The 14,663-nt window shown below is 64.9% G+C and carries 15 protein-coding genes; 5 read left to right on the forward strand and 10 right to left on the reverse strand.

Features of this window, described 5'->3' with window-relative positions; genetic code table 11:
- Positions 1–155: 155 nt before the first annotated feature.
- Positions 156–866: an SDR family NAD(P)-dependent oxidoreductase gene (locus tag ABD050_RS20950; protein WP_343891458.1), complete on the forward strand. Its 711-nt coding sequence runs from the start codon at positions 156–158 to the stop codon at positions 864–866.
- 6 nt (positions 867–872) lie between these two features.
- Here the strand turns inward: ABD050_RS20950 and ABD050_RS20955 are convergent, their stop codons facing one another.
- The 7 genes from ABD050_RS20955 to ABD050_RS20985 form a co-directional block, all read right to left on the reverse strand.
- Complete coding sequence (locus ABD050_RS20955) at positions 873–1,499, reverse strand: LuxR C-terminal-related transcriptional regulator (protein WP_343891459.1); 627 nt, start codon at positions 1,497–1,499, stop codon at positions 873–875.
- Between the two features lie 25 nt (positions 1,500–1,524).
- Positions 1,525–2,805: a class I SAM-dependent methyltransferase gene (locus tag ABD050_RS20960; protein WP_343891460.1), complete on the reverse strand. Its 1,281-nt coding sequence runs from the start codon at positions 2,803–2,805 to the stop codon at positions 1,525–1,527.
- A 54-nt stretch (positions 2,806–2,859) separates the two neighbouring features.
- A complete protein-coding gene (locus ABD050_RS20965) occupies positions 2,860–4,227 on the reverse strand; it encodes a cryptochrome/photolyase family protein (RefSeq protein WP_343891461.1) in 1,368 nt (455 codons plus the stop codon).
- 54 nt (positions 4,228–4,281) lie between these two features.
- Positions 4,282–4,623, reverse strand: a complete 342-nt coding sequence (fdxA, locus tag ABD050_RS20970) for a ferredoxin FdxA (protein WP_343891463.1) — start codon at positions 4,621–4,623, stop codon at positions 4,282–4,284.
- A gap of 15 nt (positions 4,624–4,638) precedes the next feature.
- Entirely contained in the window at positions 4,639–5,673 is a 1,035-nt protein-coding gene (locus ABD050_RS20975) for a 2-oxoacid:ferredoxin oxidoreductase subunit beta (RefSeq protein ID WP_343891464.1), read from the reverse strand.
- Positions 5,670–7,538, reverse strand: a complete 1,869-nt coding sequence (locus ABD050_RS20980) for a 2-oxoacid:acceptor oxidoreductase subunit alpha (RefSeq protein WP_343891465.1) — start codon at positions 7,536–7,538, stop codon at positions 5,670–5,672. The genes ABD050_RS20975 and ABD050_RS20980 overlap by 4 nt, the downstream gene beginning before the upstream one ends.
- A gap of 118 nt (positions 7,539–7,656) precedes the next feature.
- On the reverse strand, positions 7,657–8,694 hold the full coding sequence (locus ABD050_RS20985; protein ID WP_343891466.1) for a cupin-like domain-containing protein: 1,038 nt from the start codon (positions 8,692–8,694) through the stop codon (positions 7,657–7,659).
- 109 nt (positions 8,695–8,803) lie between these two features.
- Here ABD050_RS20985 and ABD050_RS20990 point away from each other — a divergent pair, with 109 nt between their 5' ends.
- From ABD050_RS20990 to ABD050_RS21005, 4 genes are all read left to right on the forward strand, one after another.
- Entirely contained in the window at positions 8,804–9,775 is a 972-nt protein-coding gene (locus ABD050_RS20990) for an alpha/beta hydrolase (RefSeq protein ID WP_343891467.1), read from the forward strand.
- A 41-nt stretch (positions 9,776–9,816) separates the two neighbouring features.
- Entirely contained in the window at positions 9,817–10,296 is a 480-nt protein-coding gene (locus tag ABD050_RS20995; protein WP_343891468.1) for an RNA pyrophosphohydrolase, read from the forward strand.
- A gap of 80 nt (positions 10,297–10,376) precedes the next feature.
- Positions 10,377–11,270 carry a DUF481 domain-containing protein gene (locus ABD050_RS21000; RefSeq protein WP_343891469.1) on the forward strand — a complete coding sequence of 298 codons (894 nt, stop codon included), beginning with the start codon at positions 10,377–10,379 and terminating at the stop codon, positions 11,268–11,270.
- A gap of 62 nt (positions 11,271–11,332) precedes the next feature.
- Complete coding sequence (locus ABD050_RS21005; protein ID WP_343891470.1) at positions 11,333–12,463, forward strand: putative 2OG-Fe(II) oxygenase; 1,131 nt, start codon at positions 11,333–11,335, stop codon at positions 12,461–12,463.
- A 52-nt stretch (positions 12,464–12,515) separates the two neighbouring features.
- Here ABD050_RS21005 and ABD050_RS21010 read toward each other — a convergent pair whose 3' ends face one another.
- From ABD050_RS21010 to ABD050_RS21020, 3 genes are read right to left on the reverse strand one after another with little or no spacing between them, the layout of a single operon-like run.
- On the reverse strand, positions 12,516–12,998 hold the full coding sequence (locus tag ABD050_RS21010; protein ID WP_343891471.1) for a lysozyme inhibitor LprI family protein: 483 nt from the start codon (positions 12,996–12,998) through the stop codon (positions 12,516–12,518).
- Entirely contained in the window at positions 12,995–13,774 is a 780-nt protein-coding gene (locus ABD050_RS21015) for a hypothetical protein (protein ID WP_343891472.1), read from the reverse strand. The genes ABD050_RS21010 and ABD050_RS21015 overlap by 4 nt, the downstream gene beginning before the upstream one ends.
- Positions 13,775–13,794: 20 nt before the next feature.
- Entirely contained in the window at positions 13,795–14,505 is a 711-nt protein-coding gene (locus tag ABD050_RS21020) for a TonB-dependent receptor (protein ID WP_343891473.1), read from the reverse strand.
- Positions 14,506–14,663: the final 158 nt, after the last annotated feature.

Consider the following 14,663-nt stretch of genomic DNA (forward strand, 5'->3'; position numbering starts at 1 on the left):
CAGGATTTGTCTGCCGTGCACCAACCCCTACAGATAAAATCCCGGACAGCAGTGGGACTTGTTCCGGCATCCATGTTGCGGCAAGCGCCGCGGCGTCGGTTCTTCGCGGATCGATGGACCCCGGAACAAGTCCGAGGTGACGAAGAAAGAAGAGAATGTCGGACAAACCCCTCGCCAGCCAGATTGCCCTCGTCACCGGCGCCAGCCGCGGGATCGGCGCGGCCACCGCCAAGGCGCTCGCCGCAGCCGGCGCGCATGTCGTGCTCACCGCCCGTACCGGCAAGGACCTCGAGGCTGTCGAGACAGCGATCTTCGAAGCCGGCGGCAGCGCGACGATCGCCCCGCTCGACCTGACCGAGACCGACAGCATCGCCCGCCTCGGTGCTGCGATCGCCGAACGCTGGCCGGTGCTCGACATCTTGGTGCTCAATGCGGCCACGCTCGGCAGCCTCGCCGCCGTCCCCGCGATCGACCCGAAGGAGCTGGCGGCGGTGCTCACCCTCAACGTCAGCGCCCAGGCGGCATTGATCACTGCCTTCGACCCGATGCTCCGCAAATCCAAGCGCGCCCGGGTGATCGGCATCACCTCGAGCGTCGGCCGCACTCCGCGGGCCTATTGGGGCCTGTACGGCGCCTCCAAGGCAGCCTTCGAAACGCTGCTCGCTGCCTATGGCGACGAGATGCAGCACATCAGCAGCATCCGCACTGCGATCATCGACCCCGGCGCGACCCGGACGAAGATGCGCGAGCGCGCCTATCCGGGCGAGAATCCGGCTTCGGTGAAGGATCCGTCAGTCGTGGCGGATCGCATTGCCGCCCTTGTCAGCGGGGATTTCGAGACGGGGCATTTCGAGCGGATCGAGTAGCGGCGATCAGCCGGCGACCTGCGCCATGATCGCCAGCGGCCGGCCTTCATTGTCAGCGAAGAAGGCCATCCATTCCTCCGTCCCGTCGTCATGGCGGTGGATCATGTGCGGCGCGTTGGTGAAGACCACACCCCGCGCCTCCAGGACCGCATGCGCACCTCGAACGTCCTCGACCCGGAAATAGAGCAGCGACTCGGCCACCTCCTTCTCGCCTTCGGAGAGAAACAGCCGCACCCCGCCGCAATCGTAAAAGGCGAGATTGCCGAAGGAATAGAGATGCTCGAGCCCGAGCACCTCGCCATACCAGGCGCGCGCCGCCGCGATGTCCTTCACACTGCGCGCAATCTGGCCAATCGCGCCGAGCTTCACTTCCGTGTCCATGCTGGTCCCCGTGGCGAAGAGGTTGCTGTCGCGCCGAACGCCGCTCCACCCGCGCAACTCGGCGCGCTTCGCGAGGCCGAGCTTCGGGAGGATATTCGCGACATGATATTTGACCGCGTCGAGGCTGATGCCGCGGCGCCGGGCAATCTCGCTGTTGCTCATGCCGTGCCGCACTGCCTCGACCACGCGCCATTCGGCCGGGGTGAGGACATCGGGATGAGGCGGCCGCCCCCGCTCTTTTCGTCGAGTCATTCGGGAATTCTAGCCCTGCTCAGGACTAATTACCCTCCCCCGCCGCGCCTTTGCGGAGGGTGACCTGGACGACATCGATACCGCCGCCGCGGAAGCCGCCCTCGCAATACATGAGATAATAGCGCCACAAGTCCACAAAATGGCGATCGAATTCAGCCGGCAATTGCCCAGCCGCCACCACCGCGTCGAAATTTTCGCGCCAGCGCTTCAGCGTCTCGGCATAATGGAGGCCGAAACGGATCGGATCATTCCAGCTGAGACCGTTCGCCTCGGCGATCGCCCGGAACCGGCTTTCGGAAATCAGCAATCCGCCGGGGAACACGAAACGCTGGATGAAATCGACGTTATGCGCATAGGCCTCGAAGATCGCGTCGTCGATCGAGATGAGCTGGATCGCGGCGCGTCCGCCCGGCTTCAGCGTCCGCGCGATCGTGGTGAGATAGGCGGGCCAATATTCCTGCCCGACCGCCTCGACCATCTCGATGCTCACGATCGCATCATAGTGTCCGGTCACGTCGCGATAATCAGTCAGCGAGACGGTAACGCCGGCCAGCCCGGCACGTGCCATCCGCTCCTCGACCGCCCTTTTCTGCTCGCTCGACAGGGTGATGCCGTGCACTGTCCTCCCACCGCGCGCCGCAACCTCGGCGAAGGAACCCCAGCCGCAACCGATTTCCAGGATCGAATCGCCCGCTTTGGTCGCGGTGCGCGCCAGCATCGCCTCGAGCTTGGCCGCCTGCGCGCTTTCGAGCGATTGCGCCGGCGAGATCGGCTCCTCGAACAGCGCGCTCGAATAGGTCATGCCGGGGTCGAGCCACAAAGCGTAGAAATCATTGCCCAGGTCATAATGATATTCGATATTGCGCCGCGCGCCCTCGCGATGGTTGCGGCGAAGCGCATGCCACGCCCGCCGTATCAGCCGCACGATCCCCGTCGATCGCGCCGCGGTGCCGAGCGACACGCGGTTGCGCATGAACAGGTCGAACAACGGCACGGGGTCAGGGCTGCGCCATTCGCCGAGCGACCAGGCGATATACCAGCCGGCCGAGCCGCCCATGGCGAGCCGGAGCAGCGCCCGCCAGCTGCGAATCTCGACGATCGCAATCGGGCCGGCGGCGCGCCCGCCCAGGATGCGCGCGGTGCCGTCAGGCAACGCCACCTCGATCGATCCGGCTTCGAGACCAAGATCGATCCGGTCCAGCAGGCGATGGAAGAGCCCGGCGAAGGGGGCAAGAATCCGGTCGCCCCCGGGGGCGATGGCTCGCGTCCCGACGCGACGCCCTCTGTTCGGCGCTGATGCGTTCATGGCTCCGCTCTCATGCACCGCGCAAGGGCAGCGGAAAAGCGATTCCTCGCAAGATCATTGCACCTTCTTCAGCGCCTCCAGCGCACGCGCGCGACCTTCGCGGTGGCCGATGATCTTCGCCGGATAGTTATCCGGCCGGCACCCTGCTGCTTCGGGATCATGGATTGCGGCGTCGGGCAAATGAGCCAGCTCCGGCACCCATGCGCGGATATAGCCGCCCGCCGCGAACTTCTCCGATTGGGAGAGGGGCGCCATGATCCGGACGAACATGTTCGAATCCACCCCGGTGCCGGCGGTCCATTGCCAGTTGACGCTGTTGCTCGCGTAATCGGCGTCGACCAGGCAGTCCCAGAACCAGGCTTCGCCAAGGCGCCAGTCGATCAGCAGATGCTTCACCAGAAAGCTCGCCGTGATCATGCGTACCCGGTTGTGCATCCAGCCGGTCGTCCAGAGCTGCCGCATCCCGGCATCGACGATCGGGTAGCCGGTGCGGCCCTGCTGCCAGGCGCGAAGATCGGCATCCGCGGCCGTGCCGGTGCGCCACCGGAGACCATCGAGCGCGGTGCGGCCGTTTCGCGTGCCATAATCGGGGAATTGCAGGATGACATTCTGCGCATAATCGCGCCACGCGATCTCCTTGAGGAAGGCCGTCGGGTCGCCCTCCGCCCCGGCAACGCGGTGCCAGATCGTGGCGGGCGAGATCTCGCCGAAATGCAGATGCGGCGACAGGCGCGAGCTGCCCTCGTCCGACGGCAGGTTGCGGGCGATGGCGTAGGCAGCGACCCGCGGGAGGAAATCCTCGAGCCGCTCCCGGGCGCCGGCCTCGCCAGGTCTCCATTCCTCCCTGAAACCTTCCGCCCAGTCGGGCTTCTCAGGCAGCAGCTTCCATTCTGCGAGCGAATCGCTTTCAGGCCATATTTTCGGGGCCGCAATGCCTTGGGGGGCGGGAAGCGGCGTGGGCGGCGGCATCCGCTCCTGCAAGGCGCGCCAGAAGGGTGTGTAGATCCTGTAGGGTTGGCCCGCGCCGGTGATAACCGATCCGGGTGGCGCGAGATAATTCCCGTCGTGGCAAACCAGGTCGAGCGCCTGCCCCACCGCGCGCTCGGCATTGCGCCACCAGGGTTCATAATGGCGCAGGCAATGAACGCGGATGGCGCCCGTTTCCCGAGCGAGCGCCGTCAGCACCGCCTCCGATTTGCCGCGCCTCAGGATCAGGCGTGAGCCCTGGTCGCGCAGGCTCGAATCGAGCGCGGCAAGGCTGTGATGCAGCCACCAGCGCGAGGCCGCGCCCATGCTTCGATGCTTGGGTGTTTCGTCGTCGAGAATATAGACCGGGATTACCGGGCCCTCCTGCGCCGCGGCAATCAAGGCAGCCTGGTCCGTCAGGCGCAGGTCGCGGCGAAGCCAGAGGATCGTCGTCATGCTACCCTGCCATTTTGCTGGAGGAGCATGGCAAGCTGCGCCGTCGGGCGCTGCTCAATCGCCCTGGCCGGGCCGGGGAGAGAAATATTGCTCGTACTTGCCGGCCACCCCCTTGAACGCCTCGGCGTCAGGCGGCCTCTGGCCGGCATTGCTCGACACGGCCGGCCAGATCGCCGCATAGGTCCTGTTGAGCTCAATCCATGGTGTCGCGGCGCTTTCGATGTCCGGCAGGATTGCGTCGGCGGGGCATTCGGGCAGGCATAGATTGCAATCGATGCATTCGTTGGGGTCGATCACCAGCATGTTCTCGCCTTCGCGAAAACATTCGACCGGGCAAACCTCGACACAGTCCATGAACTTGCACCGGATGCAGGCATCCGTGACGACGAACGTCATTGCCGAACCCTTCGCTCAGATGACGTGGGGCTGCTTCTGGACCTGCCACGTCTGGCCCTGCGACAGCAATTTCTGCAGATCGGGCTTCTTGCCAGCGCTCGCCTGGGCGTTCTGCGCAACGACGGCGGCCTCGAAGGTCGGCGCCGGATCGTCGTAGAGCACGCCGAGCGCCATCGGGAACGGCCCGAACGGCATTTCGACGAGCATGTGCGCGACGGCGCGGTTGGTCTGGTCATGGACGATCACTTTCGCCGCCGCCCAGTCGCCATCCACCACATCGACGACCTTCAACACCAGCCGCTCGGTATCGAGGCTCAGCCCCTTGGTGCCGCCCGCAAACAGCAAGGGCTTGCCCTGCTCGACCCAGAGCTGGCTGCCGGGCGCGTTCGCCTTCTCGGTGAAGGGCGCGAACACATCGTCATTATAGACGATGCAGTTCTGGAAGATCTCGACGAAGCCGGTACCCTTGTGGGCGTAGGCTGCCTTCAGGACCGCCGGCAGGTTCTTGTTAACGTCGATCGCCCGCGCCACGAAGCGCGCGCCCGAGCCGAGCACGAAGGCACATGGCGTCAGCGGCCGGTCGAGCGAGCCGAACGGAGTCGAGGGGCTGCGCGTGCCGACATGGCTGGTCGGCGAATATTGCCCCTTGGTCAGGCCGTAGATCTCGTTGTTGAACAGCAGTACCTGGCAATCGAGGTTGCGGCGGATCAGGTGCATGGTGTGGTTGCCGCCGATCGAGAGCGCATCGCCGTCACCGGTGATGATCCACACATCGAGATCGGGATTGGCGAGCTTCACCCCGGTCGCCACCGCCGGCGCGCGGCCATGGATGGTGTGGAAGCCATAGGTTTCCATGTAATAGGGAAAGCGCGACGAGCAACCGATGCCGCTGACGAACACCGTGTTCTCGGGCCGCGCGCCGATCTCGGGCATGGTGCGCTGCACTGCCTTCAGGATCGCGTAATCGCCGCAGCCCGGGCACCAGCGCACCTCCTGGTCGGTCTCCCAATCCTTGGGGAGAGTCTTCGCGATGGGGGTCATGTCGTTCATGCGAGCGCCTCCTCGATCGCCGCTTCGATCTCGGCGATCATGAAGGGCTGACCGGAAATCTTGTTGAGCGGCTTTGCGTCGACCAGAAACTGGTCGCGCAGCACCGTCTTGAGCTGGCCGGTGTTCATTTCCGGTACGATGATCTTCTCGTAACCCTTGAGCAATGCGCCCAAATTTCCCGGCATCGGCCAGATATGTCGGATATGGATATGGCTGACATCAAGGCCACGACCACGCGCACGCCGCACTGCCTGGTGGATCGGCCCGAAGGTCGAGCCCCAGCCGACAATGGCGAGCTTGCCGTTCGCTTCGCCCATCGCGACCTCCTGGTCGGGCACGTCGATGCCGAGCACCTTGTCGCGGCGCATCTCGGTCATCGCCTGATGGTTGGCGGCGCCATAATCGATATTGCCGGTGCCGAGCTGCTTCTCGATCCCGCCGATACGGTGAAGCAGCCCCGGCGTGCCCGGCTTGACCCAGGGCCGCGCGCGCTTCTCGTCACGGGCATAAGGCAGGAAGCCGCCTTCGGGCACGGTTTCCAGATACTTGACCGGGAAGGGCGCATAATCGTCCATGTTCGGCACCAGCCAGGGCTCGGCGGCATTGGCGATATAGCCGTCGGTCAGGAGCATCACCGGCGTCATGTACTGCACCGCGATCCGCACTGCCTCGATCGCGCAGTCGAACGCGTCGGCGGGCGAGCGCGCCGCGATCACCGGCATCGGCGCATCGCCGTTGCGACCATAGACCGCCTGGTAGAGATCTGACTGCTCGGTCTTGGTCGGCAGCCCGGTCGAGGGCCCGCCGCGCTGCGAGTTGACGATGACGAGCGGCAGCTCGGTCATGATCGCAAGCCCCATCGCCTCGCCCTTGAGCGCAATGCCCGGGCCCGACGACGAGGTGACGCCAAGCTGCCCCGCATAGGATGCGCCGATCGCCGAGGCGATCGCGGCGATTTCGTCCTCGGCCTGGAAGGTGGTGATCCCGAACTCCTTCAGCCGCGACAGGTGATGGAGGATCGCCGACGCCGGCGTGATCGGATAGCCGCCGAAGAACATCTTCACGCCCGCAAGCTGCACGCCCGCGACCAGCCCGAGCGAGATCGACTCGGCGCCCGTCACCGTGCGGTACAGGCCGGGCTCGGCAGGCGCGGCCGCGACATGATGCTGCTTCATCGGCCCGGCCAGCTCAGCGGTCTCGCCATAGGCATGGCCTGCGTTGAGCGCTGCGATATTCGCTTCGGCCAATACCGGCGCCTTGGCGAATTTCGCCTTCAGCCAGTCGATGATCGGCTGGCGATCACGATCGAACATCCAGAGCGCGAGCCCTAGCGTCCACATGTTCTTGCAGCGGAGCGCCTCCTTGTTGCCGAGCCCGAACGGCTTCACGGCATCAAGGGTGAGCTGCGAAATGTTGAACGCCAGCAGCTGCCATTTCGCCAGGCTGCCGTCATGCAGCGGGTTGGCCGCATATTTCGCCTTGGCGAGATTGCGCTCGCCGAACTCGCCCTCGTCGGCGATGATCAGCCCGCCCGGCTTCAGCGCCTCGACATTGGTCTTGAGCGCAGCCGGGTTCATCGCAACCAGGACATCGGGCACGTCACCCGCGGTCTCGATCGCGGTCGAGCCGAAATTGATCTGGAAGGCGGAGACGCCGAACAGGGTCCCTTGCGGCGCGCGGATCTCGGCCGGGAAATCGGGGAAGGTCGCGAGGTCGTTGCCGGCCAGCGCCGTCGAGAGCGTGAACTGACCGCCGGTCAGCTGCATGCCGTCGCCTGAATCGCCGGCGAAGCGGACAACGATCGATTCTGCGGATGGATGGGCCGATGCCTCGGCGGGGGTCAATTCGTGAACGGCGGATGCCATCAAGCACTTCCTAAGGATATCTAAGCCCGCCCTTTATGCCCCGGGCGCTTGCGGGCCAAGCTAGTTCGATCGGGGGCGCGTGCAAATCCTTCTTTTCGCCCCCTCGCGGCGCCCCTGCTCATAACGGGCCATAGCTGCGATAGCTGCTGTAGAAATCATTGTCCCATGCAAAGCGGGTGAAGGACATGCCGATCGTCTGGTCGAGTCCGTCGACATGGTGCCACCAGCCGATCGGCAGGAACATGGCATCGCCCGGACCGATCGTGCATTCGAGGACTGCCGGCTTGTCGTCCCGCGCCGGGCCGGGGAGCAGGTCGTCGCTGCCCCAGGCGCTGAAGCAATGGCGATGATTGCGCATCAGCGGCGTATCGTGGCTCGCCACCATCCGCACCCGCTTGCGGCCCCGGATCTGGAGCAGGAGATTATTGGTCAGGTCATGGTGCCACGGCGTCACCGTGCCCTTGGGCCCGATCCAGACAAAGCCGTGCTTCGCCCCGCCGGGCTCGAGGATGCCGGGGATTTCCCCCACATCGGCGAACAAGGGCGCGAAGGCGGCGCGGTTAGCGTCGCTGTTGTTGGCGGTGATGTAGAAGTCGTTGCTCGGCTCGTCCGAGCGGAGCCGCCGGGCAAGCTCGGAGAAGGGCTGAAACGTTCCGTGCGCGTCGGCATTGCGCTCATAATCGCGGTCACGCTCGCGGTCCCATTGGACCCGCACCGGCCGGTCGCCGAGCGTGCCGGCGACATGGTCGAGCGTCCAGCGCTCGCGCGCCGGCCAGTCGTCGATCAGCCCGCGCAACACCGCCGGCCGGTGCGCGCGATAATGGTCGCGGTAGAAGATATCGGCATCGGGCTTGTCGAGCACCGGAATGTCGAGGCCCGCCGGGTCGTTCGCGGCGAGCCGAGCGCGGTTCTGCAACACCCATTCCCATTTGCCGAGCCGGTCCTGCAGCTTGCGCGCCGCGAGCAGATAGGGGCTTTTGGACGCGCGGCCGATCTCGGCCTGGATCAGCGCGAGCGGCATGCCGGCGATCGTTGCCAGCTGGTGCGCGAGAAAGTCGGGATCGGCGCCGTCGAGCAGCCGCTCCGCGATCGCCTGGCGGAACGAGTCGTCGAGCACGAGGCTGTTGGCCGTCCTGCGCCCGTTCTGCTTCTCCATTGCTTTTTTCCACCCTCCCGCTCGGCGCCGGATTATGGACGACAGCAGCCATCCTGCCTAGGGAGGCTCGATACCGGCCGCGCAAGCACCGGAAAAATGGGAGAATGACGTGACCGAACCCTTCGTCCGCCCCGATGTCAGCGGCTTTCTCGCTTTCCTGAACAGCATGCCCGGCCCGAAGATGCACGAGCTCGAGGCCCCCGCCGCCCGCACCGTCTATGCGGCGATGAAGGACGTCGCCGATCTGCCGATCGGCACGCTGGCGACCATCACTGACCTGGCGATCCCCGGTTCCGCCGGGGATATCCCCGCCCGGCTGTTCGATGCGAGGGCGCGCCGCGAGCCCGGCCCGGCGATGCTTTTCTATCATGGCGGCGGCTTCGTGATCGGCGATATCGAGACTCATGCGAGCTTCTGCGCCGAGATCGCGCGCGAGCTCGACGTGCCGGTCGTCTCGGTCGATTATCGGCTTGCGCCCGAAAATCCATGGCCCGCCGCGCCCGACGATTGCGAGGCGGCGGCGCGCTGGGTCGCGGGCAGCCCCGCCGCGCTCGGCCGCACGGTGACGAGCCTCATCGTCTGCGGCGACAGCGCCGGCGGCAATCTCGCGATCGTGACGGCGATGGCGCTCCGCGACGCGCCCGCTGCGGTGCCGGTGGTCGCCCAGTTCCCGATCTATCCGGCGACCGACATGACGAGGGAATATCCGTCCTACAGCGCCTTCGCCGAAGGCTATCTGCTTACCCGCGACAGCATGGAGTGGTTCAACACCTCCTATCAGGCCGAGGCATCGCATATCCGCACCTCGCCGCTGGTCGGCGATCTCGCCGGGATGCCGCCCGCGGTGGTGATGACCGCCAGCCTCGACCCGATCCGCGACCAGGGCCGCGCTTATGCCGCCGCGCTGGCCGAGGCCGGCGTGCCGGTGGTCTTTCGTGAGGCAAAGGGCAATATCCACGGCTTCGTGACGATCCGCCAGGCGATCCCCTCGTCCCAGGGCGATGTGGCGGGCGCCCTCGCCGCGCTGAAAAGCGTTATCGCAGAGGCTGAAGGCGACCGGGTCATGGCGCAGGCGGCGTAAGCTTGCTCCATCTCACGGAAGGCGGAGGAAAAGGAGAAGCCATGATTGACCCGACCACCCTCCCCTACCGCCCCTGCGCCGGCGTCATGCTCCTCAATCGCCATGGCATGGTGTTCGTCGGCCAGCGCTTCGACACCACTGTCGAGGCCTGGCAAATGCCCCAGGGCGGCATTGACGACGGCGAAGACGCCGAAAAGGCAGCGATCCGCGAACTCGGCGAGGAAACCGGTATCGCGCCCGACAAGGTCGCGCTGATCGCCGTCGCCCCCGACGAGCTGTTCTACGACCTCCCGCCCGAGCTGGTCGGGAAGGTGTGGAAAGGCAAATGGCGCGGCCAGCGCCAGCGCTGGTTCCTCTACCGCTTCCTCGGCGAGGACAGCGACATCGATCTCGTCACCGCCCACCCGGAATTCCGGTCCTGGCGCTGGATCGACCCCGCCGAGCTGCCGCGCCTGATCGTGCCGTTCAAGAAGGCGCTCTACGAACAGGTGCTCGCCGCCTTTGCCGAGCATCTCGGATAACCTTCTCCTCGTCGCAAGCGGGGAGGAAAAGAATCCCCCAAATGATTGCGGTAACACAGCTCGCGCGCTAGTCGTCCCGCATGCTCGCGCCCCTCGCCCTGCTCGCCGCGCCCCTGCTCCTCGCCACCTCGGACCCGGTGCCGATCCCGCCCCCGGTCAAGGCAATGCTCGACGCGGCGATTGCCTCCGGCAACGAATCCGAGATCGCGACCGTCGCCAAATATGCCCGAGCCGCGGCGCCCGGATCGTCGAAGGAGATCGCCGCGCTGGTCGATGGCTGGCATCATGATCAGGCTGCGAAACGCGAGGCCAGGCTCCGGGATGCCGGTCCGTTCGATCTGTGGCGCGGCAAGGCCGAACTCGGCGGCTACATCACCACCGGCAACACGCACGATGTCGGCATGAGTGCGGCCCTTGATCTCTCCCGCGAAACGATCCGCTGGCGCCACAAGCTCCACCTTGCCGCCGATTATCAGGAGAGCGCAGGCCTGGTCAGCCGCGAGCATTATCTCGCGTCCTACGAACCCAATTTCAAATTCTCGCCCCGCGGTTATGTCTATGGCGCCGCGCAATATGAGAGCGACCGGTTCCTCGGCTATGACAGCCGCTATTCGGCCTCGCTCGGCGCCGGCTACAGCGCCATCAAGCAGCCTGATTTGACGCTCAATCTCGAGCTCGGCCCGGCATATCGCGACACCGATTTCACTGATGGCGCGACAGAGAGCAGCATCGCCGCGCGCGGCTCGTTCGATTTCGACTGGAAGCTCTCCCGCGCGATCTCCCTCAGTCAGGTCGCCTCGGGCTATTTCCAGCATTTCAACAGCACCGTCAGCAGCACCACCGCGCTCAACGCCAGGCTGGTCGGCCCGCTCGCGGCGAAACTGTCTTATGCCGTGCAATATGAAAGCATGCCGCCGGTCGGCCGCGTCGGTACCGACACGACGAGCCGGGCATCTTTGGTCTATAGCTTCTAGGATCGGCGCAGCGAATCAGGGGACGGACAATGCAATGGGTGGCTTCCGATCCACCCTCCGATATGCCGACGCCCGAGGCCCTGCGATCGATCTCGGCCGCGATTGAAGCGCGGCCCCTCATCCCGGCGCTCAGAACATTTCGTGCCGGCATGCTGATGCGCCTCGGCCGCCCCGACGAGGCGATCACCGATTTCAGCGCTGCGATGGCGATGGATCCGCATATCAACCACATTGTGCAGATCGCCACATGCCAGATGCGCGCGGGGCGCCCCGAAGCCGCCCTGCAGACCTGCGACAGCCGCGTTCCCGATGATGACAGCCCCGCCTGGAGCCTCCAGCGCGGCCGTGCGCTGCTGCGGTTGGGCCGCACCGCCGAGGGGCAGGCCGAATTAAAGCGCGCGCTGCAAGCCGAGGACCCGGGATTCCCCGCACTCCGCTCAATCCTCCCCTCTTATGGGCGCAGCGGAGACGGTGGCGCGCTGCTCGCCTTTTGCGAGTCGCTCGAACCGCGCCATGCGCGGACAGCGGCCGCTCGTGGCTATCGCGCTGCGGCGTTCAGCCTGCTCGGCCGAAAGCGCGAGGCGCTTGACCTGGTCGATCTCGACCGGTGCATCATCCGCATCCCCTTCGAACCACCCGCCCATTTTGGCGGAATCGAGGCGTTCAACCGAACACTCGCTGACGAGATCCTCGCGGCGATACCGGAAAGCAGTGCGACCGATCGCCATGTCGATTATCTGATGCCGCCCCGGCCCGACCCCGCACGGACGGCACTGATGGTCTTCGTCCGCGAGGCAGTCGAAGACTATATCGCCCGTATCCCTGAACGCGGCCTCGACGCGGCGTTGCCGGTCATCCCGCAAAAAGCTGCACTGAGCAGCGGCAGCGTGGTGCTGAGAGGGGGCGCCGGCCAGGCCGAGCATATCCACCCGATCGGCTATCTCTCCTGCGTCTACCATGTCGCCGTGCCGGAATCGGCCGGCGCCGGCGATGGCCGGGGCGCCCTGAGCGTCGGCGGCTGCGCCAGCCATTTCGCGGGGCATCAGGCAGTCTGGGGAAAGCGGACGATCATCCCCGAGCCGGGATGGCTTACCCTGGTCCCCTCGCACGTCTTCCACGCAGTCCTGCCGACCCGCTCGCCCGAACCGCGGATCACGGTGCCTTCCGATGTGCGGCCGATCCAGTTCCGCTGAGGCCGTGACCGCAATGCGGAACAACCCGACCTGCTGGAAAGCATTGGCTGGCTCAATGAAGCCCTTCCAGCCATATCGTCCGTCGAATGGTCTGCTCTACCCGGCAATTTGAGTAGACGACCGGCGCGATTGTTCCCCCTTTGAAACCGTCCGCGATCGACCTGCAGAAAGGATCGCGCTCGCTGATCCACTTCCGCTGCGCCGCTAAAAGGGGTCCGTGGGCCGCCGCCTTCAAGCGTCTGTTCGTTTCCTTCCAGATCCGATTCAAGGCAGTATCCTGCCGCGTGAATTCGGCGTCGAAACAGGCCGCATTTTCTCGAGTAATGACAGCGGCTTTCTGGCACCTGTCGAACTCGACAGTATAATGCTTCTCGATCGCCGGATCGATCTGCCCCTCCTCCGGGGTCATTTTCATCGTATAGGCAAAGGGGTTTCTCCGCTCGGCCGCGAGCGGGGAGGCACCCACTGTCGCTGACAGCAGCGTTGCCGACAGAAGCGCGGTGATGGGAAACTTCCGACGCAAATCGCCGCTCACTTCCTGACCGAAAAGCGGTACGGAATATACAGGAACACCTCCGTATTGCTTACCTGCTTCCAGGCGATGCTTTCATCCAGCCCGGTGACTTCCAGCCCATAGTCCGATCCGTAAAAGGTGACGGCGTGTTGGGAACCGGCGGCGATACGGCGATAGATTTCGTCGCGATATTGCTCGGGGTTAATGATCGTAAGCGCCAGCTCGCCCTTCTGCGCGATCTGCGAGCGACCGGTAGCCGGGATGGATTTGACGAAACCGTTGATCTTTTGCTGGGCGTTGCCAATCGAGCCGTCCAGCTTTGTCTTCACCCTCAAGTGAACGGTCGCGGTGCGCCCGTCATCCTCGAACGCCGGCGGTGATTTGTTATCGTCGTCATCGTCATCGTCTTCGACAGTCGAATTGGCTTTGCCTGCCAGGGCTGGAAACTGGTCCTGCCAGTTGGCGCGCGTAACCTCGATCAGCTCGAACTGACCAGTGACGAGGCTGAACCCATCGCGTTTCGCGCGGTCGATCGCGTCGAGCAGCATTGCCTGGACCTCGCGCTTGCGCATCCCCTCCTCGCGCGAGTCCGAGACGATTTCTATGGTCCGCACCGCCGAATCCGCCATTCGCTTCAATCCGATGACCGGAGGCTTCTGGATCGCAACGGCTGGCCCTGAAAGGCTGTTTCGCATACCGGTGACGACGATTTCACCGCCGACGCCATCATCCTGCGCAAGCAACGGGCTGGCAACAAAAGCGAGGCAGCCGAGACCCGCCAAGACAAAGGCTTTCATCGTTCTTTTCCCGATTGGAGTTATTTGGGAACGATCGTGTAACGATAGGGCACGTAGAGAAACACGTCAGTCCCGCTCACCTGCGACCAGAAAACCTGCCCGTCGACGCCGCTGACCTGGACTGCATAGTCAGGGCCGAACATCGCGGCATAGTGGCGGGCATTGTCAGCCACCAAGGTCACGATCGCGTCGCGATACTGATCGGGGTTGACGATCGTGAGCGCCAACGCCCCGGTCTTGTCGATCGTCCCACGACCGGTACGCGGCACCGCCTTGATGAAGGCATCGAGGCGCTGTTCAGCGGCGGTGACCGATCCGGCAAGCTTGACCTTGACCATGAGGTTCGCCTGGCTCGTATCCACGCGTCCCGCCGATGCCAGGGGCAGATCCTGGTAGTTCGCCTTGGTGACCGGCACGAGTTCAAAACTGCCCGTCACAAGCTCGACTCCAGCGGCAGCCGCGCGATCGAGCGCTGCGAGCATGATGGTGTGGATTTCGCGCTTGCGCGTCGCCTCATCGCGCGAGTCCGATGCGATCGCGAGCTGCAGCACCGCTGAATCGGCTTGCCGGCGAAGCCCGACCACAGGGCGGTCCTGTTGCGCATAGCGTGCGTTGAGTCGGTTGGAGGTGACAACGACTTCACCCAATCCGGGAGCATTTGCCTCCTGGGCAACTGCCGGAACGGCGGCGGTGCCGAGCAGTGCCGCCGCCAGAAAAAACCCTGGTTTCATCATTGTCTCTCCCCGGCGAAACGTTCGGTCGTTCCGGCAGGAATGGCAAGCGCAAAGCTAACCGATTCACTGCAGCCCAATCGAGCGCCCTCATCACGATGACATGGAATCTTGTCCATTTTAGCAGGGCGGAATTATCCCCGCCGCGCGTCGAGAAC

It is taken from the genome of Sphingomonas oligophenolica, assembly GCF_039522915.1.
Lineage (GTDB): Bacteria > Pseudomonadota > Alphaproteobacteria > Sphingomonadales > Sphingomonadaceae > Sphingomonas > Sphingomonas oligophenolica.

Bases quoted from the DNA above. Each gene is read 5' to 3' on its own strand.
- ABD050_RS20955 (WP_343891459.1), bottom strand. From the start codon at position 1,499: ATGACTCGACGAAAAGAGCGGGGGCGGCCGCCTCATCCCGATGTCCTC.
- ABD050_RS20950 (WP_343891458.1), top strand. From the start codon at position 156: ATGTCGGACAAACCCCTCGCCAGCCAGATTGCCCTCGTCACCGGCGCC.
- ABD050_RS20965 (WP_343891461.1), bottom strand. From the start codon at position 4,227: ATGACGACGATCCTCTGGCTTCGCCGCGACCTGCGCCTGACGGACCAG.
- ABD050_RS21000 (WP_343891469.1), top strand. From the start codon at position 10,377: ATGCTCGCGCCCCTCGCCCTGCTCGCCGCGCCCCTGCTCCTCGCCACC.
- ABD050_RS21020 (WP_343891473.1), bottom strand. From the start codon at position 14,505: ATGAAACCAGGGTTTTTTCTGGCGGCGGCACTGCTCGGCACCGCCGCC.
- ABD050_RS20980 (WP_343891465.1), bottom strand. From the start codon at position 7,538: ATGGCATCCGCCGTTCACGAATTGACCCCCGCCGAGGCATCGGCCCAT.
- ABD050_RS21015 (WP_343891472.1), bottom strand. From the start codon at position 13,774: ATGAAAGCCTTTGTCTTGGCGGGTCTCGGCTGCCTCGCTTTTGTTGCC.
- ABD050_RS20985 (WP_343891466.1), bottom strand. From the start codon at position 8,694: ATGGAGAAGCAGAACGGGCGCAGGACGGCCAACAGCCTCGTGCTCGAC.
- fdxA (WP_343891463.1), bottom strand. From the start codon at position 4,623: ATGACGTTCGTCGTCACGGATGCCTGCATCCGGTGCAAGTTCATGGAC.
- ABD050_RS20960 (WP_343891460.1), bottom strand. From the start codon at position 2,805: ATGAACGCATCAGCGCCGAACAGAGGGCGTCGCGTCGGGACGCGAGCC.
- ABD050_RS20975 (WP_343891464.1), bottom strand. From the start codon at position 5,673: ATGAACGACATGACCCCCATCGCGAAGACTCTCCCCAAGGATTGGGAG.
- ABD050_RS21005 (WP_343891470.1), top strand. From the start codon at position 11,333: ATGCCGACGCCCGAGGCCCTGCGATCGATCTCGGCCGCGATTGAAGCG.
- ABD050_RS20995 (WP_343891468.1), top strand. From the start codon at position 9,817: ATGATTGACCCGACCACCCTCCCCTACCGCCCCTGCGCCGGCGTCATG.